The 26,492-nt window shown below is 68.7% G+C and carries 24 protein-coding genes and 1 tRNA gene; 21 read left to right on the top strand and 4 right to left on the bottom strand.

Annotation, left to right across the window (positions count from 1 at the left end; genetic code table 11):
• Position 1 precedes the first annotated feature (1 nt).
• The 4 genes from phnC to HDC31_RS03915 are packed head-to-tail and all read left to right on the top strand — an operon-like array spanning position 2 to position 3,300.
• Complete coding sequence (phnC, locus tag HDC31_RS03900) at positions 2 to 826, top strand: phosphonate ABC transporter ATP-binding protein (protein WP_218867301.1); 825 nt, start codon at positions 2 to 4, stop codon at positions 824 to 826.
• Positions 823 to 1,635: a phosphonate ABC transporter, permease protein PhnE gene (gene phnE, locus HDC31_RS03905; RefSeq protein WP_061015307.1), complete on the top strand. Its 813-nt coding sequence runs from the start codon at positions 823 to 825 to the stop codon at positions 1,633 to 1,635. The genes phnC and phnE (HDC31_RS03905) overlap by 4 nt, the downstream gene beginning before the upstream one ends.
• Positions 1,632 to 2,447: a phosphonate ABC transporter, permease protein PhnE gene (phnE, locus tag HDC31_RS03910; protein WP_113681832.1), complete on the top strand. Its 816-nt coding sequence runs from the start codon at positions 1,632 to 1,634 to the stop codon at positions 2,445 to 2,447. Before phnE (HDC31_RS03905) ends, phnE (HDC31_RS03910) begins: the two co-directional genes overlap by 4 nt.
• Entirely contained in the window at positions 2,434 to 3,300 is an 867-nt protein-coding gene (locus HDC31_RS03915) for a MurR/RpiR family transcriptional regulator (protein ID WP_058632123.1), read from the top strand. The genes phnE (HDC31_RS03910) and HDC31_RS03915 overlap by 14 nt, the downstream gene beginning before the upstream one ends.
• A gap of 7 nt (positions 3,301 to 3,307) precedes the next feature.
• Here the strand turns inward: HDC31_RS03915 and HDC31_RS03920 are convergent, their stop codons facing one another.
• A complete protein-coding gene (locus tag HDC31_RS03920; protein ID WP_179515834.1) occupies positions 3,308 to 4,816 on the bottom strand; it encodes a PucR family transcriptional regulator in 1,509 nt (502 codons plus the stop codon).
• Positions 4,817 to 4,914: 98 nt separating this feature from the next.
• Between HDC31_RS03920 and gabT the strand changes: the two genes are divergently transcribed.
• From gabT to HDC31_RS03955, 7 genes are all read left to right on the top strand, one after another.
• Entirely contained in the window at positions 4,915 to 6,282 is a 1,368-nt protein-coding gene (gene gabT, locus HDC31_RS03925) for a 4-aminobutyrate--2-oxoglutarate transaminase (RefSeq protein ID WP_046747854.1), read from the top strand.
• 107 nt (positions 6,283 to 6,389) lie between these two features.
• On the top strand, positions 6,390 to 7,772 hold the full coding sequence (locus tag HDC31_RS03930; RefSeq protein ID WP_046747855.1) for an NAD(P)/FAD-dependent oxidoreductase: 1,383 nt from the start codon (positions 6,390 to 6,392) through the stop codon (positions 7,770 to 7,772).
• Positions 7,772 to 8,656 (top strand): universal stress protein, encoded by an 885-nt coding sequence (locus HDC31_RS03935; protein ID WP_113680748.1) that lies wholly within the window; start codon positions 7,772 to 7,774, stop codon positions 8,654 to 8,656. The genes HDC31_RS03930 and HDC31_RS03935 overlap by 1 nt, the downstream gene beginning before the upstream one ends.
• Positions 8,656 to 10,203, top strand: a complete 1,548-nt coding sequence (locus HDC31_RS03940) for an APC family permease (RefSeq protein ID WP_046747856.1) — start codon at positions 8,656 to 8,658, stop codon at positions 10,201 to 10,203. The genes HDC31_RS03935 and HDC31_RS03940 overlap by 1 nt, the downstream gene beginning before the upstream one ends.
• Positions 10,204 to 10,225: 22 nt before the next feature.
• Positions 10,226 to 11,692, top strand: a complete 1,467-nt coding sequence (locus HDC31_RS03945; protein ID WP_058632127.1) for an NAD-dependent succinate-semialdehyde dehydrogenase — start codon at positions 10,226 to 10,228, stop codon at positions 11,690 to 11,692.
• A gap of 100 nt (positions 11,693 to 11,792) precedes the next feature.
• Positions 11,793 to 13,157 (top strand): NAD-dependent succinate-semialdehyde dehydrogenase, encoded by a 1,365-nt coding sequence (locus HDC31_RS03950; RefSeq protein WP_058632128.1) that lies wholly within the window; start codon positions 11,793 to 11,795, stop codon positions 13,155 to 13,157.
• Positions 13,158 to 13,269: 112 nt separating this feature from the next.
• On the top strand, positions 13,270 to 13,707 hold the full coding sequence (locus HDC31_RS03955) for a pyridoxamine 5'-phosphate oxidase family protein (RefSeq protein ID WP_058632129.1): 438 nt from the start codon (positions 13,270 to 13,272) through the stop codon (positions 13,705 to 13,707).
• Between the two features lie 67 nt (positions 13,708 to 13,774).
• On the opposite strand, the gene HDC31_RS03960 is transcribed toward HDC31_RS03955, so the two are convergent.
• Positions 13,775 to 13,945: a hypothetical protein gene (locus tag HDC31_RS03960; RefSeq protein WP_164734110.1), complete on the bottom strand. Its 171-nt coding sequence runs from the start codon at positions 13,943 to 13,945 to the stop codon at positions 13,775 to 13,777.
• A 176-nt stretch (positions 13,946 to 14,121) separates the two neighbouring features.
• On the opposite strand from HDC31_RS03960, the gene poxB reads away from it, so the two are divergent.
• On the top strand, positions 14,122 to 15,846 hold the full coding sequence (gene poxB / locus HDC31_RS03965; protein WP_046747860.1) for a ubiquinone-dependent pyruvate dehydrogenase: 1,725 nt from the start codon (positions 14,122 to 14,124) through the stop codon (positions 15,844 to 15,846).
• 26 nt (positions 15,847 to 15,872) lie between these two features.
• Here the strand turns inward: poxB and HDC31_RS03970 are convergent, their stop codons facing one another.
• Both HDC31_RS03970 and HDC31_RS03975 read right to left on the bottom strand, forming a co-directional pair.
• Positions 15,873 to 18,671, bottom strand: coding sequence for a hypothetical protein (locus HDC31_RS03970; protein ID WP_179515835.1), 2,799 nt, complete (start codon positions 18,669 to 18,671; stop codon positions 15,873 to 15,875).
• A 21-nt stretch (positions 18,672 to 18,692) separates the two neighbouring features.
• Complete coding sequence (locus tag HDC31_RS03975) at positions 18,693 to 20,537, bottom strand: HSP90 family protein (protein ID WP_113681340.1); 1,845 nt, start codon at positions 20,535 to 20,537, stop codon at positions 18,693 to 18,695.
• Between the two features lie 174 nt (positions 20,538 to 20,711).
• On the opposite strand from HDC31_RS03975, the gene HDC31_RS03980 reads away from it, so the two are divergent.
• The 9 genes from HDC31_RS03980 (at position 20,712) to HDC31_RS04020 (ending at position 26,491) form a co-directional block, all read left to right on the top strand.
• Positions 20,712 to 20,784, top strand: a tRNA-Trp gene (locus tag HDC31_RS03980).
• 40 nt (positions 20,785 to 20,824) lie between these two features.
• Entirely contained in the window at positions 20,825 to 21,097 is a 273-nt protein-coding gene (gene secE, locus HDC31_RS03985) for a preprotein translocase subunit SecE (protein WP_017201518.1), read from the top strand.
• Positions 21,098 to 21,139: 42 nt separating this feature from the next.
• Positions 21,140 to 22,177, top strand: coding sequence for a transcription termination/antitermination protein NusG (gene nusG, locus HDC31_RS03990; protein ID WP_113681341.1), 1,038 nt, complete (start codon positions 21,140 to 21,142; stop codon positions 22,175 to 22,177).
• Between the two features lie 246 nt (positions 22,178 to 22,423).
• Positions 22,424 to 22,855, top strand: a complete 432-nt coding sequence (gene rplK, locus HDC31_RS03995; RefSeq protein ID WP_046747864.1) for a 50S ribosomal protein L11 — start codon at positions 22,424 to 22,426, stop codon at positions 22,853 to 22,855.
• An 11-nt stretch (positions 22,856 to 22,866) separates the two neighbouring features.
• Positions 22,867 to 23,556: a 50S ribosomal protein L1 gene (gene rplA, locus HDC31_RS04000; protein WP_046747865.1), complete on the top strand. Its 690-nt coding sequence runs from the start codon at positions 22,867 to 22,869 to the stop codon at positions 23,554 to 23,556.
• A 172-nt stretch (positions 23,557 to 23,728) separates the two neighbouring features.
• Complete coding sequence (locus tag HDC31_RS04005) at positions 23,729 to 24,550, top strand: amino acid ABC transporter substrate-binding protein (RefSeq protein ID WP_061015299.1); 822 nt, start codon at positions 23,729 to 23,731, stop codon at positions 24,548 to 24,550.
• Positions 24,551 to 24,553: 3 nt separating this feature from the next.
• Positions 24,554 to 25,219, top strand: coding sequence for an amino acid ABC transporter permease (locus HDC31_RS04010; protein WP_113681342.1), 666 nt, complete (start codon positions 24,554 to 24,556; stop codon positions 25,217 to 25,219).
• On the top strand, positions 25,206 to 26,009 hold the full coding sequence (locus HDC31_RS04015) for an amino acid ABC transporter ATP-binding protein (protein ID WP_113681343.1): 804 nt from the start codon (positions 25,206 to 25,208) through the stop codon (positions 26,007 to 26,009). Before HDC31_RS04010 ends, HDC31_RS04015 begins: the two co-directional genes overlap by 14 nt.
• A 125-nt stretch (positions 26,010 to 26,134) precedes the next feature.
• Positions 26,135 to 26,491 (top strand): iron chaperone, encoded by a 357-nt coding sequence (locus HDC31_RS04020; protein ID WP_113681344.1) that lies wholly within the window; start codon positions 26,135 to 26,137, stop codon positions 26,489 to 26,491.
• The last annotated feature ends 1 nt before the right edge of the window (position 26,492 follow it).

Here is a 26,492-nt window from a genome sequence, read left to right on the forward strand (position 1 = left end):
ATTGTCCGATCAGATCCAGCACGTGGACGGCGCAGCTTCGGTTGCGGCGTCCACGCCGTGGTCCATCCGCCTCGACGAGGTCACGGTGCGCTATCCCAACGGGACGGTCGGTCTGAACCGGGTGTCGCTCGACATCGAGGCCGGCGAGATGGTCGCCGTCGTCGGGCTCTCCGGCTCGGGCAAGTCCACCCTCATCCGCACGATCAACGGCCTCGTGCCGGTGACGAGCGGCGCCCTCGACGTGGGGGAGCACCGGGTGAGCGGCGCCTCGTCGCGCACCCTCCGCCGCCTCCGCGGCGACATCGGCATGGTCTTCCAGGGCTTCAACCTCGCGGGCCGCGCGAGCGTGCTGCAGAACGTGCTCGTCGGGCGCCTCGCCCACACGCCGCTCTGGCGCACGCTCCTGGGCGTCTACCGCGAGGCGGACAAGCAGCTTGCGTATCACGCGCTCGATCGTGTCGGCATCCTGCCAAAGCTGCACTCCCGCGCTTCCGAGCTCTCGGGCGGCCAGCAGCAGCGGGTCGCGATCGCCCGTGCCCTCGCCCAGGAGCCGCGCATCGTCCTCGCCGACGAGCCGGTCGCGAGCCTCGATCCGCCCACCGCGCACGGGGTGATGAACGACCTGCGCCGCATCAACCGGGATCTCGGGATCACGGTGCTCGTCAACCTGCACCTCCTCGACCTCGCCCGCGAGTACGGGGCGCGGATGATCGGCATGCGCGCCGGGGAGATCGTCTACGACGGGCCCGCCACCAGTGCGACGGACGCCGATTTCGAGAGCATCTACGGCCGCTCGCTCACGCCCGACGACCGGCTGGACGCATGAGCGGCGCCCAGAACGCGACCGTCCTCGACATTCCCGCCCGCCCGCGAGGAGCGTGGAAGGGGCCTGTGATCCTGGCCGCCGTCGTGACCGTCACAGTGGTGATGTGCCTGCCGGTGATCGGCATCGGCGTCGACTTCTCGGCCATCGCGCGCAACTGGCAGAACGGCGCCGACAAGATCGTGAAGCTGCTCCTGCCCGACTGGAGCTTCTTCCCCCGCACCGTCGCGCCCCTCATCGAGACCCTGCAGATGGCGGTGATCGCGACCGCCATCGGAGCCGCCGTGTCGCTGCCGCTCAGCTTCTGGGCCGCGCGTGCCACCAACCCGAACACCACGGCGCGCGTCATCGTGCGCGGCATCCTCAACGTCATCCGCAGCGTGCCCGACCTGCTGTATGCGGCGATCCTGGTCGCGATGGTCGGGGTCGGTGCGCTCCCCGGAATCCTGGCGCTGCTGCTGTTCAACGTCGGCATCATCGTCAAACTCGTCTCGGAGGCCATCGACACCAACGACCGCGGTCCCCTCGAGGCCGGACGCGCGGTGGGGGCGACGCAGGCGAAGATCAACCGCACGCTCGCGCTGCCCGACGCCTGGCCCGCCTTCGCGAATCAGACCCTGTACGTGTTCGAGCTGAACGTGCGCGCCTCGACCGTGCTCGGTCTCGTCGGCGCCGGAGGCATGGGGCTGCTGATCGACGCGGTGCGCACGTTCTACCGCTACGACCAGCTCTCGCTCATCATCCTGGAGATCCTCATCGTCGTCATCGTGATCGACCTCGTCTCGGACGCCATCCGACGGAGGCTCGTATGAGTGCGGCGCTCACCGTCATCCCCGCCAAGCCTCGCCGGCCCTGGCTGATCGCCGGATGGGCGCTCGTCACCGGCATCGTGGTCCTGGCGTTCTGGTCGATCGACATCGACTGGTCCCGCCTCTCCGATCTGCCGTCCGAGATCATCCGGTACACGTTCCTGATGTTCGCCGATCCGAACTGGGAGAAGCTGCCGGAGGCGCTGTGGCAGACGTGGCGGAGCATCGAGATGGCCTGGGTCGGCACGATCCTCGGCATCCTGCTCGCCACCCCGCTGAGCCTGGTCGCCGCGCGCGGATTCGGGCCCGCGTGGCTGCGGGCGCTCCTGCGCGGACTCTTCTCGCTGATCAGGGCGGTCCCGGAGATCATCATCGCGATCGTGATCCTCTCGGTCACCGGCCTCACCCCGTTCACCGGCGCGCTCGCCCTCGCCATCAACGGCGTCGGCACGCTCGGCAAATGGGGGTATGAGGCGGTCGAGGCCGTGCCCCGAGGTCCGATCGAGGCGGCGCGCGCGGCCGGTGGCGGCATGCTGCAGGTGCTGCGCTGGGGTGTGTGGCCGCAGGCCGAACCGGCGTTCTGGTCGTTCTGGCTGTACCGCTTCGAGATCAACGTGCGCTCCTCCGCGGTGCTGGGGCTCATCGGCGTCGGCGGAATCGGCGACATGCTCACCTCCTACACCCAGTACCGTGAGTGGTCGACGGTGGGTGTCCTGCTCATCGTGGTGGTCGTGGTGACGATGCTGATCGATGCGGCGTCCGGTGCGATCCGTCGCCGCATCATGGAGGGAGCCCGAGCCCGTGTTCTCGCCTAGCGCCCCGCCCACCGCACGCATCGCGGCCGTGCTCAACACCCTGCAGCCGGCCGAGCGCCGCGTCGCCGAGCTGATCGTCGAATCGGCCGACGAGGTCGTGGAGTGGACGGCGCAGGAGCTCGCCGATCGGGCCGGCGTCGGCCGCGCCACCGTGGTCCGCACCTGCCAGGGCATCGGCTATCGCGGTTATCCGCAGCTGCGGGTCGCGCTCGCCGCCGAACTCGGCAGCACGCCCGGGGAGGCGGCCGTCGACCACGGTCCCGGCGTGCTCGGACGCATGCGGGGGGAGATCGATCGTCTGGCGGGCTCCCTGCCGGCGCTCGCCAGCCTGCTCGACCCGGATGCTGTCGCCGAGGCCGTGCGCCTCTCGGCATCCGCCCGTCGTCTGCTCGTGCTCGCCAACGGACTGTCGTCGCCGATCGCCAACGACCTCGCCATGCGGCTGACTGCCGCCGGGCGGTCGGCGGAATTCATCGCCGACGCCATCGCCCAGCAGATCGCGGCCCGCCACCTCACGGCCGAAGACGTCTGCCTCGTGGTGAGCGGTTCCGGTGCGAACGAGGCGAGTCTGCGCGTCGCGACGGCGGCCGCGCGGGGCGGTGCGACCGTGATCGCCCTGACGTCGTTCGCCTCGTCGGCCTTGACCGAGGCGGCGTCGCTGTCGCTCGTGATCGCGCCGACCGGGGTGAGCTTCCGCGACGAGCTCGAGCACACCTCCCGCGTGGCCTACCTCGTGTTCGCCGAGGTGTTCGCCGCCGCGGTCGCGACCGAGCGTGGCGTGGATGCGGTCCAGGCGCGCGCCCACGCCCTCGAGGTCGTCTCCGCGAACCTCGGCGAGGGATCCACCGACTGACCAGGCATCAATCCCGAGCGGTCTGCAGGATCGTCCAGAGCTCGGCGCGAGCCGGGAAGGTCGACAGGTCGACGTCGAGCAGCGCGCCGGCTTGGGCGATGCGGGAGCGCAGGGTGTGCCGATGCACCCCGAGCGCGATCGCGGCGGATTCCGCCTTCGCGTCGTGCTCCAGCCACGTGCGCAGCGAGCGTTCGAGATCGGCTCCGGTGCGGGCGTCGTGCTCGCGCACCGGTGCGAGGCGCGACTCGGCGACCAGGCGGGCCTCGTCCGTCGCGAGAGCGGTGAGGATGCTCGACCCCACGGTGTCGGCGTAGCGGGCGACCCCGTGCGTGCCCTGCTGGCGCAGCGCGGTGAGTGCCTGCGCATGGGCACGGGCGAACGAATCGTAGCCCTCCGAATCGGAGACGCCGATGCGGATGCCGAACCGCGCGGCGACCTCATCGAGCAGCCCTTCGTCGGCGACCGACACGCACATCGTGACGCCGTCCTCGGACTCGGCCAGGAAGAAGGAGGTGCCGTGTTCGGACCGGTGTCGCTCCCACCAGTCGGCCAGGGGTCCCGCAGGGGCGTCGGCCGCGACCGCGACCAGCACGGGCGCGGGTGGCAGGCTTCCCAGCACCCGTCTGGCGAGAGAGGGGTCGTCGGCGAGGAGCGAGCCGAGGAGCTGGGTGTGCAGGCGGCGTCGGCTGCGCGCCAGCTGCTCGCTCTGCTCCATCGCGAGTCCCGCCATGGCGATGACCGATGTCACGACCGAACGTGCTTCGGGGTCGAGCGTCTCGATGGCCAGGGCGATGACGCCGCGCAGGTGTCCGCCGCGGCCCACCGTGAACAGCATGAACGAGTGACCCTCGATGCTGAGCGACTGCCCGGCCTCGAGCCCCCGCGTGAGGATCTCGACCACGCGGGAGCCGAGTTCGTGGAGCACACGCGCCTCGATGGCGTCACGCGGGTGAGCGAACGTGAGGGCTCCGGCGGCGTCGAACATGCCAGACCAGACGTCGAGCCGACGCCCGAGCTCCGCGATCGTCGCGTCGAGGCCGTGCGGACGGAGGGCGGCGAGGGCCAGAGCGCGCTGCGTGTCGAGTGCCCATGACCGTCGTGCATAGGCCTGAGCCGCGATGGCCTCGGAGTGTGCACGTGCGACGGCGATGAACGGGGTGCGGTACGGTACGGCGAACAGGGGCATCCCGTGCACAGCGCAGGCCTCGACGAGCTCGTCGGGGATCCCTGAGCGATGCACCTCGGTACCGAACCCCAGGCCGATCACGCCGCGGTCTGCGAGTCGCCCGACATACGTGTCGATGCTCACGGCCTCGTCGAACTGCGTCCCCGTGGTCAGCAGTGCCAGGTCTTCCGAGAGGAACGGGGTCGGGTCGGCGAGGTCGGAGCTGTGCACCCAGCGCAGGGGGCGGTCGAGAGCGCCTTCCGGGATGTCGGCTTCGCGAGGCACCAGCGAGAGCCCGAGGTCACGACGCTGCAGCAGCGCACGCAGGGTCGGCTGAGCGGTGACGGCCATGACATCCTCCGGAACTTATACACGCAGGCGAACTGACGCTACAGATTGTACAGACCGGTGAATGCAGCAGTCTCGGTCACCGCCGTACGCTCGCGAACATGGCACTCCTCGACACCGCAGCCCCCGCAGTCCCTCTCGGTGGACCCGACCTCCCGCAGGAGCGTCGCCTGGTCACGGACCTCCCCGGCCCCCGTTCGGCCGAGATCCTCGCGCGCAAGGCGGACGCCGTCGCCGCGGGTGTCGGACACACGGTTCCGATCGCGGCCGTCGCCGCGGGCGGCGGAGTGGTCGTCGACGCCGACGGCAACTCGCTCATCGACCTCGGTTCCGGCATCGCCGTGACCACGGTGGGCAACGCGCACCCCAAGGTCGCTGCGGCCGTCGCCGCTCAGGCCGCGCAGTTCACGCACACCTGCTTCATGATCTCGCCGTACGAGTCCTACGTGGGCGTGGCCGAAGCACTCAACCGCGTCACCCCCGGCGACTTCGCCAAGAAGAGCGCCCTGTTCAACTCGGGCGCCGAAGCGGTCGAGAACGCGATCAAGATCGCCCGCAAGCACACCGGTCGCCAGGCCGTCGTCGCATTCGACCACGGCTACCACGGCCGCACGAACCTGACCATGGCGCTCACCGCCAAGTCGATGCCCTACAAGAGCGGCTTCGGCCCGTTCGCCCCCGAGGTGTACCGCGCGCCGATGTCGTACCCCTTCCGCGACGGACTCGACGGGCGCGAGGCCGCGGCCCGCGTGATCCTCCAGCTCGAGAAGCAGATCGGTGCCGACAACCTGGCCGCGGTCATCATCGAGCCCATTCAGGGCGAGGGTGGCTTCATCGTCCCGGCCGACGGCTTCCTCCCCGCGATCGTCGACTGGTGCCGCGCGAACGGCGTCGTCTTCATCGCCGACGAGGTGCAGACCGGCTTCGCCCGTACCGGTCATATGTTCGCGAGCGAGATCTTCGGCATCGAGCCCGACCTGATCACCACGGCCAAGGGCATCGCCGGCGGCCTCCCGCTCGCCGCCGTCACCGGTCGTTCCGAGATCATGGACGCCTCGCACTCCGGCGGTCTCGGCGGCACCTACGGCGGCAATCCGATCGCCTGTGCCGCGGCCCTCGCCTCGATCGACGTGTTCGAGAACGACGGCGTCATCGAGCGGGCACGCGAGATCGGCACCATCCTCATCGACCGTCTCACCGCGATCCAGCAGAACGACCCGCGCGTCGGAGACATCCGCGGCCACGGAGCCATGATCGCCGCCGAGTTCGTGGATCCCGAGACCAAGGCACCGAACGCCGCTCTCACGGCGGCCGTCGCGAAGGCGTGCATCGCGCAGGGCGTCATCGTCCTCACCTGCGGCACCTACGGCAACGTCATCCGCTTCCTTCCTCCGCTCTCGATCGGCGACGACCTGCTGAACGAAGGACTCGACATCGTGGCCGCAGCCCTGGCTGCAGCCGCCGAATAACATGCAGGCCGCGCTCCCGCGCGGCCTGACCCCCTGTCCGGTCGCGGCCCCAATCGGGGGATTTCGGGTCGCGACCGGCACTACTTCCCCCAACGAAGGAGTTGCAGATGTCTGAGATCACCCGCGACGTACTCATCATCGGTGCCGGAGCCGCAGGGCTCACGGCCGCGAACGACCTGCGCAAGGCCGGCCTGTCGGTCGCCGTGCTGGAGGCCCGCGACCGGGTGGGCGGCCGCCTGTGGACCGACGTCATCGACGGTGCCATGCTCGAGATCGGCGGCCAGTGGGTCTCGCCCGACCAGGACGCGCTCAAGGACACGATCGAGGAGCTGGGCCTCGAGACCTACAGCCGTTACCGCGAGGGTGACAGCGTCTACGTCGGACCCGACGGGAAGACCCACCGCTTCACGGGGGAGATGTTCCCCGTCTCGCCGGAGACCGAGGCCGTGATCGCCCGCATCACCGGCATCCTCGACGCGCTGGTCGCGGAGATCGACCCCGATCAGCCGTGGGCGCACCCCAAGGCCGAGGAGTGGGACTCCATCACCTGGGATGCCTGGCTGCGTTCGCAGACCGACGACGACGAGGCCGTGCGCAACCTCGCCTTCGCCACGGGCTCCGCGATGCTCACCAAACCCACGCACTCGTTCTCGCTCCTGCAGTCGCTCCTGATGGCCGCGTCCGCCGGTTCCTACTCGAACCTGGTCGACGCCGACTTCATCCTCGACAAGCGCGTCGTGGGCGGTCTCCAGCAGGTGCCGCTGCGCCTCGCCGAGCGTCTGGGCGACGACGTGCTGTTGAACCAGCCCGTCCGCCGCCTCGAGTGGTCGGATGCCGGTGTGGTCGCCGTCACCGACGAGCTCACCGTGCGCGCCCGCCACGCGATCCTCGCGCACGCACCGGTTCTCTACAGCCGCATCTCGTTCGACCCGCCGCTTCCGCGCCGCCAGCACCAGCTGCACCAGCACCTCTCGATGGGCTTCGTCATCAAGGTGCACGCCGTGTACGACCGGCCGTTCTGGCGCGAGCAGGGTCTCAGCGGCACCGCGTTCAGCCCGTACGAACTGTCGCACGAGGCCTACGACAACACCAACCACGGCGATGAGCGTGGCACCCTGGTCGGCTTCGTCTCCGACGCCAACGCCGACGGTGTCTTCGAGCTCTCGGCCGAGGAGCGCAAGGAGCGCATCCTCGAGTCGCTGTCGCACTACTACGGCCCCGAGGCCAAGAACCCGGTCGTCTACTACGAGAGCGACTGGGGCAGCGAGGAGTGGACGCGCGGCGCCTATGCCGCCAGCTTCGACATGGGCGGCCTGCACCGCTACGGCGCCGACCTGCGCAGCGCGGTCGGACCGATCCACTTCGCGTGCAGCGACATGGCAGGCGCCGGGTATCAGCACGTGGACGGTGCGATCCGGATGGGACACCTGGTCGCCTCCAACATCGTCGATGCGAGTCGTGAGGCCGGCGCTGTCGAGAGCAGCAGCTGATGACCGGGTCGGTCGTCGTCGGATACACGGCGACGGACGCGGGAGCGGATGCCGCAGCGCTGGGTGCGCGCATCGCCCGCAGCCTGGGAGCGACCCTGCACCTGGTGATCGTGCTGCCCAACGAGGGCACGCGCAGTGCTGCGGTGCCGCCGGAGCGCGCCTACGAGGAGCACATCCGCTCGCAGGCCAAGAAGTGGCTCGGCGACGCCGTCGTCCGGTTGCCGCAGGAGCTGATCCGCAGCGGACACGTCCGCTTCTCCGAGTCGTTCGCCGAGGGGCTCATCGCCGCCGGTGAGGAGTTCGGCGCACGTCTGATCGTGATCGGCGCGGCGGGCGGCGGCATCTTCGGGCGCCACCGTCTCGGCAGCGTGGCCTCCGAGCTGCTGCACTCGTCGACCATCCCGGTCGCCCTGGCGCCTGCCGGCACCGCGCAGCAGGACGACCACGTCATCCCGCGTGTCACGGTCGCGGTCGGCTCACGGCCGGGCGCGGACGCGCTGCTCGACGAAGCGGTGTCGCTCGCCGGAGACAGCGGTGTCGATCTGCGACTCGTCTCCCTCGTGCCGTTCGACGTGCCACCCGGCCTCGACACGGGAGCCATCCGCACCGTAGGGGACACGCACGGTCGAGAGGTTCTCGCGATGGCGACCGAGCTCCTTCCGGACGGGCGCACCGCCGCGGTCGAGAAGGCCCCAGGCGACACGGTCGAGGATGCGGTCGCGAACCTCTCCTGGCTTCCCGGTGAGGTCATCCTGGTCGGATCGAGCCGGCTGGCACAGCCGCGCCGACTGTTCCTGGGCTCCACGGCGGCGAAGATGCTGCACGTTCTGCCCGTCCCCATGATCGTCGTCCCGCGCACCCGCAACGAAGCAGGAGAACGCTGATGAGCAGCACCCACCGGGCGACGGAGCCCGAATCCGGCGTCACCACCGGGATCTCCACCAAGGGCCTGAGCGCCGGAACGGTCGGCCTGATCGGCGCGGTCGTGATCGGCATCTCGTGCATCGCGCCCGCCTACACGTTCACGGCGGCCGTCGGACCCGTGGCCTCCACCGTCGGGTCCCAGATCCCGGCGATCATCCTCGTCGGGTTCATCCCGATGCTCCTGGTCGCCTTCGGCTACCGCGAGCTCAACAACCGGATGCCCGACTCCGGCACGTCGTTCACCTGGGCGGCCCGTGCTTTCGGTCCCTGGGTGGGCTGGATGGCCGGCTGGGGCCTCGTCGTCGCCACGATCCTCGTGCTGTCCAACCTCGCGGGCATCGCCGTGGACTTCCTCTTCCTGCTGATCTCGCAGATCACGGGCAACCCCGACATCGCCTCCCTCGCGAGCGTCACCTGGATCAACATCGGCGTGTGCCTGCTGTTCATGCTCGGCGCGACGTGGATCTCGTACCGCGACATGCAGACGACGCAGAAGCTGCAGTACTGGCTCGTCAGCTTCCAGATCCTCGTGCTGCTGTTCTTCGCCGGGGCCGCGATCGTGCAGGCGGTGAACGGCAACGGCTTCGACTACCAGCCGTTCGACCTCGGCTGGTTCAACCCGTTCGCGATCTCGTCGTTCAGCGCCGTCGCCGCCGGCCTCTCCCTGTCGATCTTCATCTTCTGGGGCTGGGACGTCACCCTCACCATGAACGAGGAGACCAAGGATCCGGAGAAGACCCCGGGGCGTGCCGCCACCGTCACGGTGCTCATGATCGTCTCCCTGTACCTGCTGCTGGCGGTCGCGATGATCATGTTCGCCGGCGTCGGCACCGGAGCGTTGGGCCTCGGCAACGAGGACATCCAGGAGAACGTGTTCTTCCACCTCTCCGGCCCGATCCTCGGCCCGCTCGCGTTCCTCGTGTCGCTCGCGGTGCTGACCAGTTCGGCATCGTCGCTGCAGTCCACGTTCGTGGGTCCCGCGCGCACCCTGCTGGCGATGGGGCACTACGGCGCACTGCCCAAGTCGTTCGCGAAGGTCAGCCCGCGGTTCTTCACCCCGGGGTACGCGACCATCGCCTCCGCCATCGTGGCATCGGCCTTCTACGCCGTGATGCGCATCGTCAGCGAGGACACGCTGTGGGACACCATCCTGACACTCGGCATGATGATCTGCTTCTACTACGGGATCACCGCATTCGCCTGCGTCTGGTACTTCCGCAAGCAGTGGTTCGACTCGACGCGGAACTTCTTCTTCACGTTCCTGTTCCCGCTGGTCGGCGGCGCGATCCTCGCGGTGCTGTTCTTCACCACGCTGATCGACTCGATGGACCCGGCCTACGGCTCCGGCTCGCAGATCGGCGGGGTCGGCATCGTGTTCATCCTCGGCATGCTGATCATCGTCGTCGGCATCGTCGTCATGATCTGGAACGCGATCAGACGGCCCGCCTTCTTCCGCGGACAGACCCTGGGCATCGACGCACCGCCCAGTCGACGCAAGCGCTCCTAGCCCTCCTCACAGAAAGAGAATCATGAGCACTCAGACCGAACAGGCGCTCCTGGACAGCATCCCCACCGGACTCTTCATCGGGGGCCAGTGGATCGACGGCGAGACCGGAGGCACCTTCGATGTGAAGGACCCCGCGACCGGTTCCGTGATCCGCACCATCGCCGACGCGACGCCCGGCGACGGCATCCGCGCCCTCGACGCCGCGGTCGCCGCGCAGGACGCCTGGGCCGCGACGGCTCCGCGCGTGCGCAGCGAGATCCTCCGCAAGTCCTTCGACCTCGTGCAGGAGCACAAGGAGGATCTGGCCCTTCTCATGACGCTCGAGATGGGCAAGCCTCTCGCCGAAGCACGCGGCGAGGTCGGCTACGGCGGGGAGTTCCTGCGCTGGTTCAGCGAGGAGGCCGTGCGCATCAGCGGTCGCTACGGCATCAACCCCGAGGGCACCGGCCACATGGTCGTATCGCAGCGCCCGGTCGGACCGTCGTTCTTCGTGACGCCGTGGAACTTCCCGTTCGCCATGGCCACCCGCAAGATCGCCCCCGCACTCGCAGCGGGCTGCACCGTCGTGATCAAGCCCCCGGCACTCACGCCCCTGACGACCATGTACTTCGTCTCGCTGCTCGAGCAGGCAGGCCTTCCCGCCGGTGTCGTGAACGTCGTGCAGACGTCGAAGTCGAGTGCGCTGTCGGCGCCCATCATCGCCGACCCGCGCCTGCGCAAGCTCTCCTTCACCGGGTCGACCGAGGTGGGCCGCAAGCTCATCGCCCAGGCGGCCGAAGGCGTGCTGCGCGTGTCGATGGAACTGGGCGGCAACGCTCCGTTCGTGGTGTTCGACGACGCCGACCTCGACAAGGCCGTGGACGGTGCGCTGGCCGCGAAGTTCCGCAACATCGGCCAGGCCTGCACGGCCGCGAACCGCTTCATCGTGCACAAGGACGTCGCCGGGGAATTCGCCAAGCGCGTGACCGAGCGCGTCAACGGCATGAAGATCGGCCGCGGCACGGAAGAGGGCGTGGCGATCGGACCGCTCATCGACGAGGACGCCGTGGCCAAGGCCGGCGAGCTCGTGGACGATGCGGTCGAACGCGGTGCGACCCTGCTCGCCGGCGGCAAGGCCGTCGAGGGCACCGGCACGTTCTACGAGCCCACCGTGCTCACCGACGTGGTCGCCGGAAGCGCGATCCTCCGCGAGGAGATCTTCGGACCGGTGCTCGCGATCGCGACCTTCGAGACCGAGGAAGAGGCCGTGCGCCTGGCGAACGACACCGAGTACGGGCTCGTGTCGTACGTGTTCACCGAGAACCTGCAGCGCGGGCAGCGGATGATCGACGGGCTCGAGACCGGCATGATGGGTCTCAACGTGGGAGTGGTCTCGAATGCGGCCGCACCCTTCGGAGGCGTCAAGCAGTCCGGCGTCGGACGCGAGGGCGGCTTCGAGGGCATCCACGAGTACCTGTCCACCAAGTACACGCTGATCCCGGTCTCCTGACCTTCCGGGTGGGTCCCTGAGCTTGTCGAAGGGCCCACCCCACCCGAACGGCCTGGGTCCCTGAGCCTGTCGAAGGGACCCGCACACGAGAGGACAACCCATGACCGACTACGCCGTCATCAACCCCGCCACCGGAGAGACGCTGGCGTCCTTCGACACCTTCACCGACGCTCAGATCGAAGAGGCCGTGGCCGCGGCCGACGAAGCCCACCGCGGGTGGTCGCGTTCGTCGACGGTCGCAGAGCGCGCTGCCCTCGTCCGCCGTGCGGCCGAGCTGCACCGCGAGCGCCGCGAGGAGCTCGCGGACATCTTCGTGCGCGAGATGGGCAAGCCCCGCGAGGCCGCGCTCGGTGAGGTCGACTTCGCCGCGGACATCGCCGAGTACTACGCCGACCAGGCGGAGTCGATCATGGCCGACCAGCCGATCGCGATCCTGGGGGAGGGGTCGGCCATCATCCGCCGCTCCTCGCTCGGTCCGCTCGTCGGCATCATGCCGTGGAACTTCCCGGCGTACCAGATCGTGCGCTTCGCCGCGCCCAACCTCATCGTGGGCAACACGATCCTGCTCAAGCCCGCACCGCAGTGCCCGGAGTCGTCGACCGCGATCGAGAAGATCTACCACGACGCCGGCTTCCCGAAGGGCGCCTACCAGAACGTGCTCGCCACGAACGAGCAGATCGCGACCATGATCGCCGATCCGCGCGTGCAGGGCGTCTCGCTCACCGGTTCCGAGCGCGCAGGCGCCGCGGTCGCCGAGATCGCGGGCCGCAACCTCAAGAAGGTCGCGCTCGAGCTGGGCGGCTCCGACCCCTTCATCGTGCTGTCGACCGACGACCTCGACGCCACCGTCCAGGCCGGCGTCGATGCGCGTCTGGACAACAACGGCCAGGCCTGCAACGGCGCCAAGCGCTTCATCGTCGTCGACGGTCTCTACGACGCGTTCGTGGAGAAGTTCACGGCGGCGATGGCCGCGGTCGAGGCGACCGACCCCATGCGCGACGACACGGTGCTCGGTCCGGTGTCGTCCGAGACCGCGGCGGAGAACCTGCAGAAGCAGATCGATCAGGCCGTCGAGCAGGGCGCCACCCTGCTCACGGGCGGCACCCGCGACGGTGCGTTCTTCGCTCCGACCGTGCTGGCCGACGTGACGCCGGAGATGAACGTCTACCGTGAGGAGCTCTTCGGACCGGCAGCCGTCGTCTACCGCGTGGCGGATGAGGACGCAGCGGTCGAGCTCGCGAACGACACCACGTTCGGGCTCGGCTCGTACGTCTTCACGACGGATGCGGAGCAGGCCGAGCGCGTCGCCGACAAGATCGAGGCGGGCATGGTCTACGTCAACCTCGTGCTGGCGGACAGCCCCGAACTGCCCTTCGGCGGCGTCAAGCGCAGCGGCACCGCCCGTGAGCTGGGACACCTCGCCGCAGACGAGTTCGTCAACAAGAAGCTCATCCGCATCGGCTGAGCGTGCGACGGACGGCCCCTCGCAGAGCGCGAGGGGCCGCCCGCATGCCCGCCTCGTGTTGCGGGACGGGACGCCCTGTCGGCGGGGACACCGGGTGAGGGACAATGGCCGCATGAGCGCGCACACCGACCCCATCGAGACGCTGACCACCGAACAGAGCTGGGAGCGGCTCCGCACGCAGGAGCTCGGCCGGCTCGTCACCCACGTGGGGGAGACGATCGACATCTTCCCCGTGAACTTCGTGGTCGACGGGGACGGCATCCTGTTCCGCACCGCACCCGGCAGCAAGCTGTTCGAGCTCACGGTGAACACCGATGTGCTGTTCGAGGTCGATGACCACACCGACACGGACGCCTGGAGCGTGATCGTGCGGGGCCACGCGAGTGCGTTGGAGTCGGACGCCGACGTGCACAGGGCGGATGCGGCCGGCCTCCGCCCATGGATCCCCACCCTCAAACGGGTCTATGTGCGCATCGCCCCGACGTCGGTTTCGGGGCGGGCCTTCCGTCGCAGTGCCGAGCCGGAGCTCGACGGGCCCCAGGAGTACTGACTGACCGTCAGGCCGATAACCGTCAGGCCGAGAACCGTCAGGCCGAGAACCGTCAGGCCGAGAACCGTCAGGCCGAGAAGAGCTTCAGGTCGGTCGGGGTGAAGTAGTTCTGGGTCACATCGGTGATCCGCACGAGGAACTTCCCCCGCTTCTCGTCGATCGAGACGACCGTCCCGACATTGCCTGTCATCGTCGGTCCAGTGATCTGCACGGTGTCCCCGATGGCGAATTCGTTCATGGGAGTTCCTCTCCTTGCCGTACTGCTCCGGATCGGTACAGCACTCCGGTTCTTCTGATGGTCCGAGGCTAGATCGAGTGCGGTTGTGGAGACAGTGCCAGACGTCGCCATTTCGGGTGACATCTGTCACGGGTCCGGACGAGCCTCGCGCCCGCCCCCGGGCGTAGGGTCGAAGCATGGCAAACGTCGCTGAGAACATCGTCAAGACTCTGCACGCCAACGGGATCGACCGTGTCTACGGCATTCCCGGGGACTCGTTGAACGGCTTCACGGACGCGCTCCGCAAGGACGGCACGATCCGCTGGGTGCATGTGCGGCACGAGGAGTCCGCCGCCTTCGCCGCCGCCGCCGATGCCGCCACCACGGGCGAGCTCGCCGTGGTCGCGGGCTCCTGCGGGCCGGGCAACCTGCATCTCATCAACGGCCTGTACGACGCGAACCGCTCCCGCGTCCCCGTGCTCGCGATCGCCGCGCACATCCCCACGACCGAGATCGGCACCGGGTACTTCCAGGAGACGCACCCGCAGGAGCTCTTCCGCGAGTGCAGCGTGTACGTGGAGTATGTCGCCGACCCGAAGCAGATGCCGCGCCTGATGGAGATCGCCATGCGCGCAGCGATCGAGGAGCGCGGTGTCGCCGTCCTCGTGATCCCCGGTGACGTAGCCCTCGCCGACATCGCCGACGACCGCGCCGTCGTGATCGAGCGCGCCCGCCCCGTGGTGGTCCCCAACGGCGCAGAGCTCGAGAAGGCGGCGACGCTGCTGAACGCGGCGAAGAACGTCACGATCCTCGCCGGCGCCGGGGTCGAAGGCGCCCACGACGAGGTGATCGCGCTCGCCGACAAGCTGGGTGCTCCCATCGTCCACGCCCTTCGCGGCAAGGAGTTCATCGAGTACGACAACCCCTTCGACGTCGGGATGACGGGACTGCTCGGTTTCGCGTCCGGCTACCGCGCGATGGAGGCCGCCGACGCGCTGCTGGTGCTCGGCAGCGACTTCCCGTACGAGCAGTTCTACCCTGACGGTGCGAAGACGATCCAGGTCGACATTCGCGGCGCACAGCTCGGCAAACGGCATCCGCTCGATCTGGGACTGGTCGGCGACGTCCGGGCCACGGCCGAGGCGCTGCTGCCGAGGATCGCGCGCAAGGACGATCGCGGTCACCTCGACGACGCGATCGCGCACTACCGCAAGACCCGCAAGAAGCTCGACGAGCTGGCGGTGCCGGCGAAGGGGAAGCGCCCCATCCATCCGCAGTACCTCGCCAGGCTCCTGGACGAGTACGCGACCGATGATGCGATCTTCACCGCCGATGTCGGGTCACCGACCGTGTGGGCGGCGCGCTATCTCTCGATGACCGAGAACCGGCGCCTGATCGGCTCCTTCACCCACGGCTCGATGGCGAACGCGCTGATGCACGGCATCGGTGCGCAGGTCGCCCACCCCGACCGTCAGGTCGTCGCACTCGCGGGCGATGGCGGATTGGCGATGATGCTCGGCGAGCTGCTCACGCTGACGCAGAACAAGCTCCCGGTGAAGACGATCGTGGTCAACAACTCGTCGCTGAACTTCGTCGAGCTCGAGATGAAGGCCGCCGGCTTCGTCACCTACGGCACAGGACTGGACAACCCCAGCTTCGCCGCGATCGCCGAAGCCATGGGCATCTTCGCCCGTCGCGTGGAGCGCAGCGAAGACCTCCCTGATGCCGTGCGCGAGGTGCTGGCTCACGACGGTCCGGCCCTGCTCGACGTGGTCACAGAGCGGCAGGAGTTGTCCATGCCGCCGGCGATCGAGGCCGCGCAGGTCAAGGGCTTCGCGCTCTATGCGATCCGCACCGTGATGTCCGGACGCGGGGACGAGCTTCTCGACCTCGCGAAGGCGAACTGGCGCCAGCTCTTCTGAGCCGGCGCCACGCCGGGATCCGACGCTCAGCTCTCCAGGTGGGCGCGGATCTCGGCGGCCTCGCCGTGCCGCCCGAGCGCCTCGAACACGTTGCCGAGTTCGAGGGCCGCGACCTGCAGCAGCGGCGGGTGGCCGGCCGCGTGATCGATCGCGCTGCGGTACACCGGCACGGCGTCGGCTGAGCGGTCGTTGCCGGCGAGCACCCGCGCGGCGAACAGCTCGGAGCTTCCGGCCGCCCCCAGGTCTCCCAGTGCAGCGAAGCCGTCGGCCGCGGTGAGCGCGGCCGACACGGCCTCGTCGATGCGTCCGAGCTCAGCCAGAGCGCGTGCCCGTGAATCGGTGACATCGGCGAGCAGCCACCCGGCGTCGTGCTGCTGTGCGAGGGCGGCGACCTCGTCGAAGAGAGCGAACGCCCGCTCGTCGCCGCGCCCACCGTAGGCCTGCCCGAGGCTGTGCAGCACCTCGGTGAGCGCTCCGACGGCGTCCGGCGCGCGTCGGACGGTCTCGGCCGCGGATTCGAGCAGGGCGATCGCATCGTCGTGCTCGTCGAAACGCGCGAGGATCTTCGCCTGCTCGGTCATCGCCATCGCCTGGTCGGCGTGCTCCTCGGCCTGCCCGAACAGCTCGGAGGCGTAGCCGTGGGCGCCCACCGACTGGCCGAATTCCCCGGCCGCACTCAATGCGCGGGCGAGCATCGAAGCGGTCATCGCTCGAGAACCGGCGGGGACGTCGGCCTCCTCCTCGCGCTGCAGCACATCTCCGAAGAGCTCGGCGGCCTCCTCCGCATCACCGACCCGCAGCATTGCGCGGGCGAGTCGGAAGTCGAGTCCGGTCGTGTCGCCTCCCGCGTCGCCGCCGAGGCGAGCGGCGAGGCGATAGCGCGAGACGGCCTTCTCCGGCTCGTCGGCGTCCTCCCAGAGCGCGCCGGCGAGCAGATGGGCGTCGCCGAGTGCACGGGTCGCTCCCAGCTCGGCGAGCAGGCGGCAGGACTCGTCGGCGTCGACCGCCCCCTCGGCGTACGAGCTGGTGCCACCGCGCACGCGTGCGCGGGTCTGCAGGGCCTGCGCCCGGTGCCCCGTGCTGACGTCGTCCTGGGCGAGGAAGCGGTCCAGCAACGCGCTGCCGGCTTCGAGATCGCCCTTGCTCAGCACGGCCGAGATGGCCACCAGCGTCGTGGTGTTCGTCAGGCGGGTGTCGTCCGCTTCGGCGAATGACCGGGCGGCCACCTCCGCGTGGTCCAGCGCGGCGTCCGGCTCGCCGGACTGCAGGTGCAGGGCCGCGCGGCTGATCGCGAGGTCACCGCGCGTCCACGCGGGAAGCTCGTCCGATGCGCCGATCTCCTCTTCCAGAGCGGCGGTCGTCTCCGGCGTGTTCAGGCCGAATGTCGCGAGTCCGATGCGCTCCTCGAGGTCGGCCTGCACCTCGCGCCCAGCGGCGCGGAGTGCGGCGATGCGCTCCGGCAGCAGCTGCAGGGCCTCGTCCGCGCGCTCCAGTGCGACCAGGATCCCCAGCCGCATGGACAGCAGCTGGGCGCGCTTGGCGGGATCTTCGACTTCGAGGGCGCGGGGCAGGGCTTCGAGCGTCTCGTGCTCGGCGCCGAACTGCGCGAGCTGCATGGCGCGCTCGAACCAGCCCTCTGCGTCGACCGGGGCGGTGGTGGAAGCAGGGGTGATGAAGGCGTCGGACCGGATCGGCACGTCGTAGCTCTCCTTCGCGAGTCCACGCATCCGCTGCAGGCTGCGGGCGTGGCCCTCGGTACCGTCGCGTTCGTCGAAGCCTCGGCCGATCCGCTCGGCGGCGGCCCACGAGGCGGCAGCCAGGTCGGCCGCGCCCCAGGCGCCGTCGTGCTCGCCGAAGAACGGCACGAGCGCGGGGGAGTCGGCTCCGCGGACAGGGGTGTCGCCGTGCCCGGCTGCCGTGACCCGGTCGAGCGCCACGGCGAGGGCGGCGAGGGCGGCGAAGTGCGCGTCGACGTTCAGGCCGTCGTGCGCGAGCCAGGAGATGTGCTTCTCGACCAGGGCGAGAGCACGTGCCTCGTTCCCGGTGACGGCTGCGAACACGATGTTGTTGGCGACGATGCGCAGGTTGTCCGGGTTGTCCTTGGCGAGGCGGTAGCTGCGCAGGTGGGCTGTCTTCGCCTCCTCGAGACGTCCGGCGCGCAGATAGGGGAGCAGCACGCGGGACAGGGCGTGCTCCGGCTCTTCGCCGCAGGAGAAGCCGCCTTCGATCATCTCCTCTACCAACACGATCGCCTCGGCGTCGCGATCGGTGTCGGCGAAGAATCCGGCGAACTGGCTGCGTCCGCACGCGTCGCAGTGGCTGTGGTCGTCGCGCGGCGTGGCCTCGAGCTGCACGCGGAGCGCCTCGGCCTCGTCCATGCGTCCGGCATCCCAGGCGTCTTCGAAACGAGCCGTGAGCACCCCGCTGACGCCGAGGCCTGCGGCACGGTAGTGAGACTCCATGTCGTCGAGGACGGCGGCGATCTGCTCCTGGGAGAAGGCCGGAGAGGACCTCAGCGACGAGGCCATCCACTTGAACTGCCACATCAGATCGGCGCCGCCGTTGTCGAGGTCGGCGGGGAAGCGCTGCGGGTCCGCGTCGTGATGAGCGAGGCACCACGCGAACGAGTTCAGCATGACGTCGGTCGCACCGTTCATGTTCGCCGAGGCCGTCTGGCGCATCCTGGCCTCGTACTCGAGCCGCTCGTCGCCGATCTCCACCGCGAGGGCCACTGCCTCGGAGACCAGGGCCTGCTCTGCGGGACCCCAGGGAGTGCGATCGATCTCCTCGATCAGCTGCTGGAAGCGCTTCTTCGGACGTGCCATGGACAGAACCTTTCGGGAGGGTCAGCGGGCGTCGCCGAAGGGAAGGGTGTCTCCCTCCAGACCGGCCGAGAGCGAGACGAGGTCGGAGAGGGCGCTGGTCATCAGCGCCCGGTCGGCGTCGGCGAGCGGGTGATGCCCGGCCAGGAGAGCCTGGATGTAGAGCAGCTGCACGGTGCGAGCGAAGACCGCCTCATCCTGCACCCTCACCAGGGCGCGCACCACCCTGTTCGACCAGTTCAGGCACAGTCGGGCGCGCAGATCCTCCTCCCGGGCGGAGGACAGGGTCTGGTCGATGCGGTCGAGCACGCCACCCCAGAGCGATCCGGTGATGCCCTTGGTGCGGCCGCGGTCGATCGCCCTGAGCACCTCGGGGTCGGCCACGTAGAGGGCGGCGAGGTCGGGGCGATCGATGGATCGCACGACAACGGAGCAGTCGGACGCCGCGAGCACCGCACCGGCACGGGCTTCCAGCGCCACCGCGGAGTCGCGGTCGTCGAGGGGCGGCGGGTCGAGCCGGTCGAGTTCGCCCGTGACGTCCACCTGCTCGACGGTGACGTGGGGGTACAGGTCCGGCAGCATCCGGATGAGGTCGGAATCGTAGAGGTAGCCGCCGTTGACGAGCACCTCGTCTGCGGGAGAGATGCCTGCCACCTGCCGGAACTCGTCCACTGTCTGCGCGTACCTGATGTGCGGGTATCGCTCGACGAGGTCGCCGATGCGCATGGCGCCGTGCGTGGTCTCGACGGTCAGCCAGCGCGAGATGAAGTGGGAGAGCTCTTCGTCGTGGCGCACCAGCGACTTGAGCCCGACCTCGTGCACGGCGACGAACTGGGCGAGACGATGCGGTTCGCGCAGCCCCAGCTCCAGCACCCAGCGGCGGATCCCGGCGCCCAGCTGCTCGCGCACGCGCTCGAGGGCGGCGTCCTCGACGAGCGATTCCCTGCTCGCGGTCGGGGCGAGTCCGGTGGAGTCGACCACGGCCCGCACGAAGAAGGCCCAGTCGGGGAGCACGTCGTCGACGCGTTCGGAGAGCAGCATCCGGCCGAGGTACATGCGGGTCGCCTGGCGTGCGCCGGGCGGCGGGGCGAACGGCAGCACGTAGGCGAGGCCCCGGGTGCCCGTCGCCGGCTCGCTGAGCTCGATGACGTCGAGCGGACTCGCACCGAGAAGGTCGCGACCGAAGTCGACGGCGGCCTCGGGGTGCTGTGCGGCGTGCAGGAACGGGGCGTCCCTGGTGATGTCGACATCGCCGGCCGCGGTGTCGATCGTGACGCGCACGGGGAGGAACTCGCCGAACGTCGTGGCCAGCTCGCGCACGGCTGCGGGACGCAGCAGCTCGTCGGCGTCGAACCGCGGGACGAGATGCACGCTGGTCCCGATCGGCAGCTCCTCGTCGATCTCCGTCACCTGGAACGTGCCGTCCGCGCTCCCCGTCCACTCGACCGAAGCGCCGCCGCGGGCGCTGCGGGAGCGGATGACGATCGTGTCGGCGACCATGAAGCAGCTCAGCAGACCGATGCCGAATTGGCCGAGATAGTCGCTGCGCGGGAGGTCGAAGATGTCGCGCTTGGAGCTGCGTCCGACGGTCGCCAGCAGGTCGGCGACCTCGGCGGACGTCAACCCCACCCCGTCGTCGCGCAGCACGAACTCGCCGTTCTCCGCGGTCAGCGGAGTGATCCGGATGCGCCCGCCGCCGCCGTCGACCTCCCGGCGGGCGGTGATCGCATCGCGGGCGTTCTGCAACAGCTCCCGCAGGTACACGCGAGGACTGGAGTAGATGTGCCGGCTGAGCAGATCGACGACTCCGCGCAGATCCACCTGGAACTGCTGCACTTCAGCGCTCACCGGCGCTCCCTCCTCCTGCATACGCTCGCCGAGCCTAACAAGAACACGCCATCGTCATCCCGGTTCGGCGCCGCCGCATCGATGCCGTATGCTTGTGGGGCAGTTGTTCTCTGCATTCTTTCGCCGTGCCTGGGGTCTCCGGGTCGCAGTCGCGGTGGCAGGGTGGGGAGAGCACCCCGAGACCTCCCGGTCTCTAGGGCGGTAGCTCAATTGGCAGAGCAGCGGTCTCCAAAACCGCAGGTTGCAGGTTCGATTCCTGTCCGCCCTGCGCGTCAGCGCAACGCTGACACACGAAAGGTACATTCAGGATGGATCAGGACGAACCGCGCGGCGAGGTCGTCGCGGCCGGCGCCACCCGCGAGAAGAAGGGCAACCCCTTCTCCCGGTTCTTCGGGAGCATCGCCCTGTTCATCCGCCAGGTCATCGCCGAGCTCCGCAAGGTCGTCACCCCGACTCGCAAGGAGCTGTTCAAGTTCACCGGGGTGGTGCTCGTCTTCGTGATCATCGTCATGGGCATCGTCTACGGCTTGGACACGCTGTTCGCGTTCGTGACGCACTGGGTGTTCGGAATCCCTGGCTGATGACCCCCGCGGCTCGCGCCGCAGCTATGGAGAAGAAGCAAAGTGTCTGAACGATATTCCGACGACGCCGACTGGGCGACCGCCGCTGAGCAGTCCAGCGAGGAAGACGAGGCCCAGGAGGGCAACGTCCTCGCTGAGGAAGAGCTCTCGGTCACCTCGGCTGAGCACGTCGCCGTCCACGTCGAAGACGAGGACGGCGAAGAGGATGACGTGGTTGACACCGACATCGACATCGACGACCCGGAGGCGGACGCCATCGTGAACGACGCTCTCAACCTGGACGAAGCGGCTGAGTCCGAGGCCGCCGCCGAGGTTCTCAACGAATCCGTGGCCGAAGAGGTCGCCGAGCAGGAGGCGGAGGCGGCCGACGAGGTCACCCCGTACGACGGCCCCGACGTGAACGGTGAAGACGACCGTCCAGCGGGCGAGGACGCCGAGTCCGAGGACGACGCGGAGGAGGACCCGTACGAGGCCTTCCGCATGGACCTCCGCATGCTCCCGGGCAAGTGGTACGTCATCCACTCCTACGCCGGTTTCGAGCGCAAGGTCAAGGCCAACATCGAGCAGCGCAAGTCGACGCTCGAGGTCGAGGACGAGATCTACCAGGTCGAGGTCCCGATGGAAGACGTGGTCGAGATCAAGAACGGCCAGCGCAAGATGGTCACCCGCGTGCGCATCCCCGGCTACGTGCTGGTGCGCATGGAGCTCACGGAGGACACCTGGTCCGTCGTCCGCCACACGCCCGGTGTGACCGGCTTCGTGGGCAACGCCCACAACCCGACGCCGCTGCGCTTCGAGGAGGCCTTCAACATGCTGAAGTCGCTCGTCGAGGTCAAGGACGTGCCGACCGCCAAGAACATCGCGTCGAAGGGCGGCGTCGCCGTCGCTCGTCCGCTGCCCGCAGAGGTCGACTTCGAGGTCGGCGAGACCATCACGATCAAGGAGGGCTCGTTCGCGGGTCTTCCCGGTTCGATCAGCGAGATCAAGCCCGAGAGCGGCAAGCTCACGGTGCTCGTCTCCCTCTTCGAGCGCGAGACCCCGGTCGAGCTGTCGTTCGACCAGGTCACCAAGATGATCTGACACCCGTCAGCGAGAACGGCCGTCCCATTCGGGGCGGCCGTTCTGCGTTGGTACATCCGACCGGGGCAGGGGGATCCGGAGACGTCCGTCGCTGCGCTCCGGATCAGGTAGACTTGTGTGGTTTGTGCGACAGCCCGCATGGGTCCCTGAGCTTGTCGAAGGGCGCGCAGACGACCACGTTCCGGAAACGCCGGATCCGTGGGAGAAGCGGATGCTCCGGTATCCGATTCGATGAAAGGAAAGAGAATGGCACCGAAGAAGAAGGTGACCGGCCTGATCAAGCTTCAGATCAACGCCGGTGCAGCCAACCCGGCGCCGCCGATCGGCCCCGCGCTCGGTCAGCATGGCGTCAACATCATGGAGTTCTGCAAGGCGTACAACGCCGCGACCGAGTCGCAGCGCGGCAACGTCATCCCCGTCGAGATCACCGTCTACGAGGACCGCAGCTTCACCTTCGTCCTGAAGACCCCGCCCGCGGCGGAGCTCATCAAGAAGGCCGCAGGCGTCCCCAAGGGCTCTGCAACCCCGCACACCGTCAAGGTCGCGAAGATCACCAAGGACCAGGTCCGTCAGATCGCCGAGCAGAAGCAGGCCGACCTGAACGCGAACGACATCGAGGCCGCCTCGAAGATCATCGCCGGCACCGCCCGTTCCATGGGCATCACGGTCGAGGGCTGAGGAGAATAATCATGGCTACCAAGTCCAAGGCTTACAAGGCTGCCGCCGAGAAGATCGAGGCAGACCGTTTCTACACCCCGACCGAGGCCGTCGCCCTCGCGAAGGAGACCGGCTCGTCGAAGTTCGACTCGACCGTCGAGGTCGCGCTGAAGCTCGCCGTCGACCCCCGCAAGGCGGACCAGATGGTGCGCGGCACCGTCATCCTGCCCCACGGCACCGGTAAGACCGCCCGCGTCATCGTGTTCGCCACCGGCCCCGCAGCCGAGGCAGCGATCGCCGCAGGTGCAGATGAGGTCGGCGGCGCCGAGCTCATCCAGAAGGTCGCCGACGGTTGGACCAACTTCGACGCCGCCGTCTCCACCCCGGAGCTCATGGGCCAGGTCGGTCGTCTCGGAAAGGTGCTCGGACCCCGTGGTCTGATGCCGAACCCGAAGACCGGCACCGTGACCCCGAACCCGGCCAAGGCCGTCGAGGAGATCAAGGGCGGAAAGATCGAGTTCCGCGTCGACAAGCACGCCAACGTGCACTTCGTCGTCGGCAAGGCCTCCTTCACCGCCGAGCAGCTCGACGAGAACATCGGCGCAGCGCTCGAGGAGATCGTCCGCCTCAAGCCGTCGAGCTCGAAGGGCCGTTACATCCAGAAGGGTGCGGTGTCGACCACGTTCGGCCCCGGCATCCCGCTGGACGTCAACGCCATCTGAGTCTGACTCTCTGAAACGCCCCCGGGTCCGCCCGGGGGCGTTTCTGCGTCCCGTCGGAACCGCGAAACGCAACGTCATCGGATGCGGGGAACCGACATGCGCCACGTACTGTGGGGGAGTTCCCGTGACGGTCGCGTAAACTCGCACCGCGCTTCACACCCCAGGAGGGTTCATGTCCCGTCGTCTCATCGCCGTCACCGCACTCGTCGCCGCCGCCGCGGTCCTGACCGCCTGCAGCGGGTCCAGCACTCCCGCGAGCACCTCGGGCTCCGGTGAGAGCTCCGCGAGCTCGGAGTACGGCCTCGCGAAGGACGGCGTCCTCACCGTCGGTACGGAGGGCACGTATCGTCCCTTCAGTTTCCACGGCGACAACGGAGCGGGCGACCTGACCGGCTACGACGTGGAGATCATCGAGGCCGTCGCAGACAAGCTCGGCCTCGACGTGAAGTTCGAGGAGACCCAGTGGGATGCGATCTTCGCGGGGCTCGACGCCGGTCGGTTCGACGTGATCGCCAACCAGGTCACGATCAACGACGAGCGTGAGGCCAAGTACCTCTTCAGCACCCCGTACACCGTCTCTCCGGGCGTGATCGTCGTGGCCGAGGACGACGACTCGATCTCGTCCTTCGCCGATCTCAAGGGCAAGACCACCGCGCAGTCCCTCACCAGCAACTGGAACGACCTCGCCACCGAGTCCGGCGCCAAGGTCGAGGGTGTCGAGGGGTGGGCCCAGGCGGTCGAGTTGCTCCGCCAGGGCCGCGTCGACGCGACCATCAACGACAAGCTCACCTTCCTCGACTACGAGACCACCAACAGCCCGACCGGACTGAAGATCGCGGCCGAGACCGATGAGGCGGGCAAGTCGGCGTTCGCGTTCACCAAGGACAAGGAAGCTCTCGTCACGGCCGTCGACGGAGCGCTCGACGAGCTCCGCGCTGACGGCACCCTGGCGGAGATCAGCAAGAAGTACTTCGGCGAAGACGTCTCCCAGTAATCGATGGAGAGTCCCTGGCAGCTGTTCCTCGACTCGCTCGGGCCGATCGCCTGGGCGGGTCTGACAGCGACGGTGCCGCTCGCGCTGGCGTCGTTCTCCCTGGGGCTGATCATCGCCATCGGCATCGCGCTGATGAGGATCTCGGTGAACCCGATCCTCTCGGGCATCGCGCGGTTCTACATCTCGGTGATCCGCGGGACGCCGCTGCTGGTGCAGCTTTTCGTGATCTTCTACGGCATGCCGTCGATCGGGATCACGATCGACCCGTGGCCGAGCGCGATCATCGCGCTGTCGCTCAACGTCGGCGGCTACGGCGCCGAGGTGGTGCGTGCGGCCATCCTCTCGGTCCCGCAGGGGCAGTGGGAGGCGGCGTACACGGTGGGCATGAACCGCACCCGCACGCTCACCCGCATCATCCTGCCGCAGGCCGCGCGCGTGTCCGTCCCGCCGCTGTCGAACACCTTCATCTCGCTGGTCAAGGACACCTCGCTCGCGTCGCTGATCCTCGTCACCGAGCTGTTCAAGGTGGCGCAGCAGATCGCCTCGACGACGTACGAGTTCATGGTGCTGTACCTCGCTGCGGCGCTCGTCTACTGGGTGCTCTGCCTGGTGCTGTCGTTCGGCCAGAGCGCCCTCGAGAGGAGGCTCGACAGCCGTGTCGCGCACTGACAACACCGCAGAGGCTTTGCTCACCGCCCGCGGCCTGCGCAAGAGCTTCGGCGACAACGAGGTGCTCCGGGGGATCGACCTGACCCTGCACCGCGGAGAGGTCGTCGTGCTCATCGGGCCCAGCGGTTCCGGCAAGACCACGGTGCTGCGCGCCCTCAACGGTCTCGAGACGCCTGACGCCGGCACGATCGTGGTCGACGGCGGGCCCGAGATCGACTTCGCCCCCGCGGTGAAGCCCTCGCCCCGGGTGCAGAAGCAGAAGCGGCTCGCCCTGCGCGACCGGTCGGCGATGGTGTTCCAGCACCACAACCTGTTCCCGCACCTCACTGTCCTCGAGAACGTCATCGAGGGTCCGTGGCGCGTGCAGGGTCGACCGAGAGCCGAGGTCGTCGCCGAGGCGCTCATCCTCCTCGATCGCGTGGGTCTGGCCGACAAGTCTGACGCCCGGCCGCATCAGCTCTCCGGAGGACAGCAGCAGCGCGTCGGGATCGTGCGGGCGCTCGCGCTCAAGCCCGACCTGCTGCTGTTCGACGAGCCGACGAGCGCGCTGGATCCCGAGCTGGTGGGGGAGGTGCTGCTCGTCATCAAGGAGCTGGCGGACGAGAACTGGACCATGGCCGTGGTCACGCACGAGCTCAGCTTCGCGCGGGAAGCCGCGGATCACGTGCTGTTCATGGACGGCGGCGTCGTCGTCGAACAGGGCCCACCTGCCCAGCTCTTCAGTGCACCCACGCACGAGCGCACGCAGCGGTTCCTCACCCGCATCATGCGTCCTCTCGACGGTGCCTGAACTCCACGGTGCCTGAACTCCACGGTGCCTGAACTCCACGGTGCCTGAACTCCACCGTGCCTGAGCAGAGGCGCTGAGCCCGCGCGACCCTCGCCTCTGAGGTGGATCGGTGAGAGGATGCCCTCGTGGGCACCATCGACGACTATCTCGCGGACCTCGAACCGGCCGATCGGGCCGCGATCGATCGTGTCTACGCGGTCGCGCGTACGGAGGTGCCGGATGCGGAGCAGGGCAAGGGCTACGGGATGCCGGCGCTCGTGCACCACGGCAAGCCGCTGCTCTCGGTGATGCGGGCCAAGAAGCACATCGGCGTCTACCCGTTCAGTCCCGATGCTGTGGCGGCCGTCGCCGACGCGCTCGGGAACCACCCCGGAGCCAGCGTCGACAAGGGCACCATCCGGTTCCAGCCAGAGCATCCGATCCCGACCGAAGTGCTGGAGACTCTCGTCCGCGCGCGTCTCGCTCAGATCGACGCCTCCTGAT

The sequence above is a fragment of the Microbacterium sp. JAI119 genome (assembly GCF_013410135.1).
In the GTDB taxonomy this organism is placed as follows: Bacteria; Actinomycetota; Actinomycetes; order Actinomycetales; family Microbacteriaceae; genus Microbacterium; species Microbacterium oxydans.

Bases quoted from the DNA above. Each gene is read 5' to 3' on its own strand.
- phnE (WP_061015307.1), top strand. From the start codon at position 823: ATGAGCGGCGCCCAGAACGCGACCGTCCTCGACATTCCCGCCCGCCCG.
- phnE (WP_113681832.1), top strand. From the start codon at position 1,632: ATGAGTGCGGCGCTCACCGTCATCCCCGCCAAGCCTCGCCGGCCCTGG.
- HDC31_RS03920 (WP_179515834.1), bottom strand. From the start codon at position 4,816: ATGGCCGTCACCGCTCAGCCGACCCTGCGTGCGCTGCTGCAGCGTCGT.
- gabT (WP_046747854.1), top strand. From the start codon at position 4,915: ATGGCACTCCTCGACACCGCAGCCCCCGCAGTCCCTCTCGGTGGACCC.
- HDC31_RS03930 (WP_046747855.1), top strand. From the start codon at position 6,390: ATGTCTGAGATCACCCGCGACGTACTCATCATCGGTGCCGGAGCCGCA.
- HDC31_RS03935 (WP_113680748.1), top strand. From the start codon at position 7,772: ATGACCGGGTCGGTCGTCGTCGGATACACGGCGACGGACGCGGGAGCG.
- HDC31_RS03940 (WP_046747856.1), top strand. From the start codon at position 8,656: ATGAGCAGCACCCACCGGGCGACGGAGCCCGAATCCGGCGTCACCACC.
- HDC31_RS03945 (WP_058632127.1), top strand. From the start codon at position 10,226: ATGAGCACTCAGACCGAACAGGCGCTCCTGGACAGCATCCCCACCGGA.
- HDC31_RS03950 (WP_058632128.1), top strand. From the start codon at position 11,793: ATGACCGACTACGCCGTCATCAACCCCGCCACCGGAGAGACGCTGGCG.
- HDC31_RS03955 (WP_058632129.1), top strand. From the start codon at position 13,270: ATGAGCGCGCACACCGACCCCATCGAGACGCTGACCACCGAACAGAGC.
- HDC31_RS03960 (WP_164734110.1), bottom strand. From the start codon at position 13,945: ATGAACGAATTCGCCATCGGGGACACCGTGCAGATCACTGGACCGACG.
- poxB (WP_046747860.1), top strand. From the start codon at position 14,122: ATGGCAAACGTCGCTGAGAACATCGTCAAGACTCTGCACGCCAACGGG.
- HDC31_RS03970 (WP_179515835.1), bottom strand. From the start codon at position 18,671: ATGGCACGTCCGAAGAAGCGCTTCCAGCAGCTGATCGAGGAGATCGAT.
- HDC31_RS03975 (WP_113681340.1), bottom strand. From the start codon at position 20,537: ATGCAGGAGGAGGGAGCGCCGGTGAGCGCTGAAGTGCAGCAGTTCCAG.
- secE (WP_017201518.1), top strand. From the start codon at position 20,825: ATGGATCAGGACGAACCGCGCGGCGAGGTCGTCGCGGCCGGCGCCACC.
- rplK (WP_046747864.1), top strand. From the start codon at position 22,424: ATGGCACCGAAGAAGAAGGTGACCGGCCTGATCAAGCTTCAGATCAAC.
- rplA (WP_046747865.1), top strand. From the start codon at position 22,867: ATGGCTACCAAGTCCAAGGCTTACAAGGCTGCCGCCGAGAAGATCGAG.
- HDC31_RS04005 (WP_061015299.1), top strand. From the start codon at position 23,729: ATGTCCCGTCGTCTCATCGCCGTCACCGCACTCGTCGCCGCCGCCGCG.
- HDC31_RS04010 (WP_113681342.1), top strand. From the start codon at position 24,554: ATGGAGAGTCCCTGGCAGCTGTTCCTCGACTCGCTCGGGCCGATCGCC.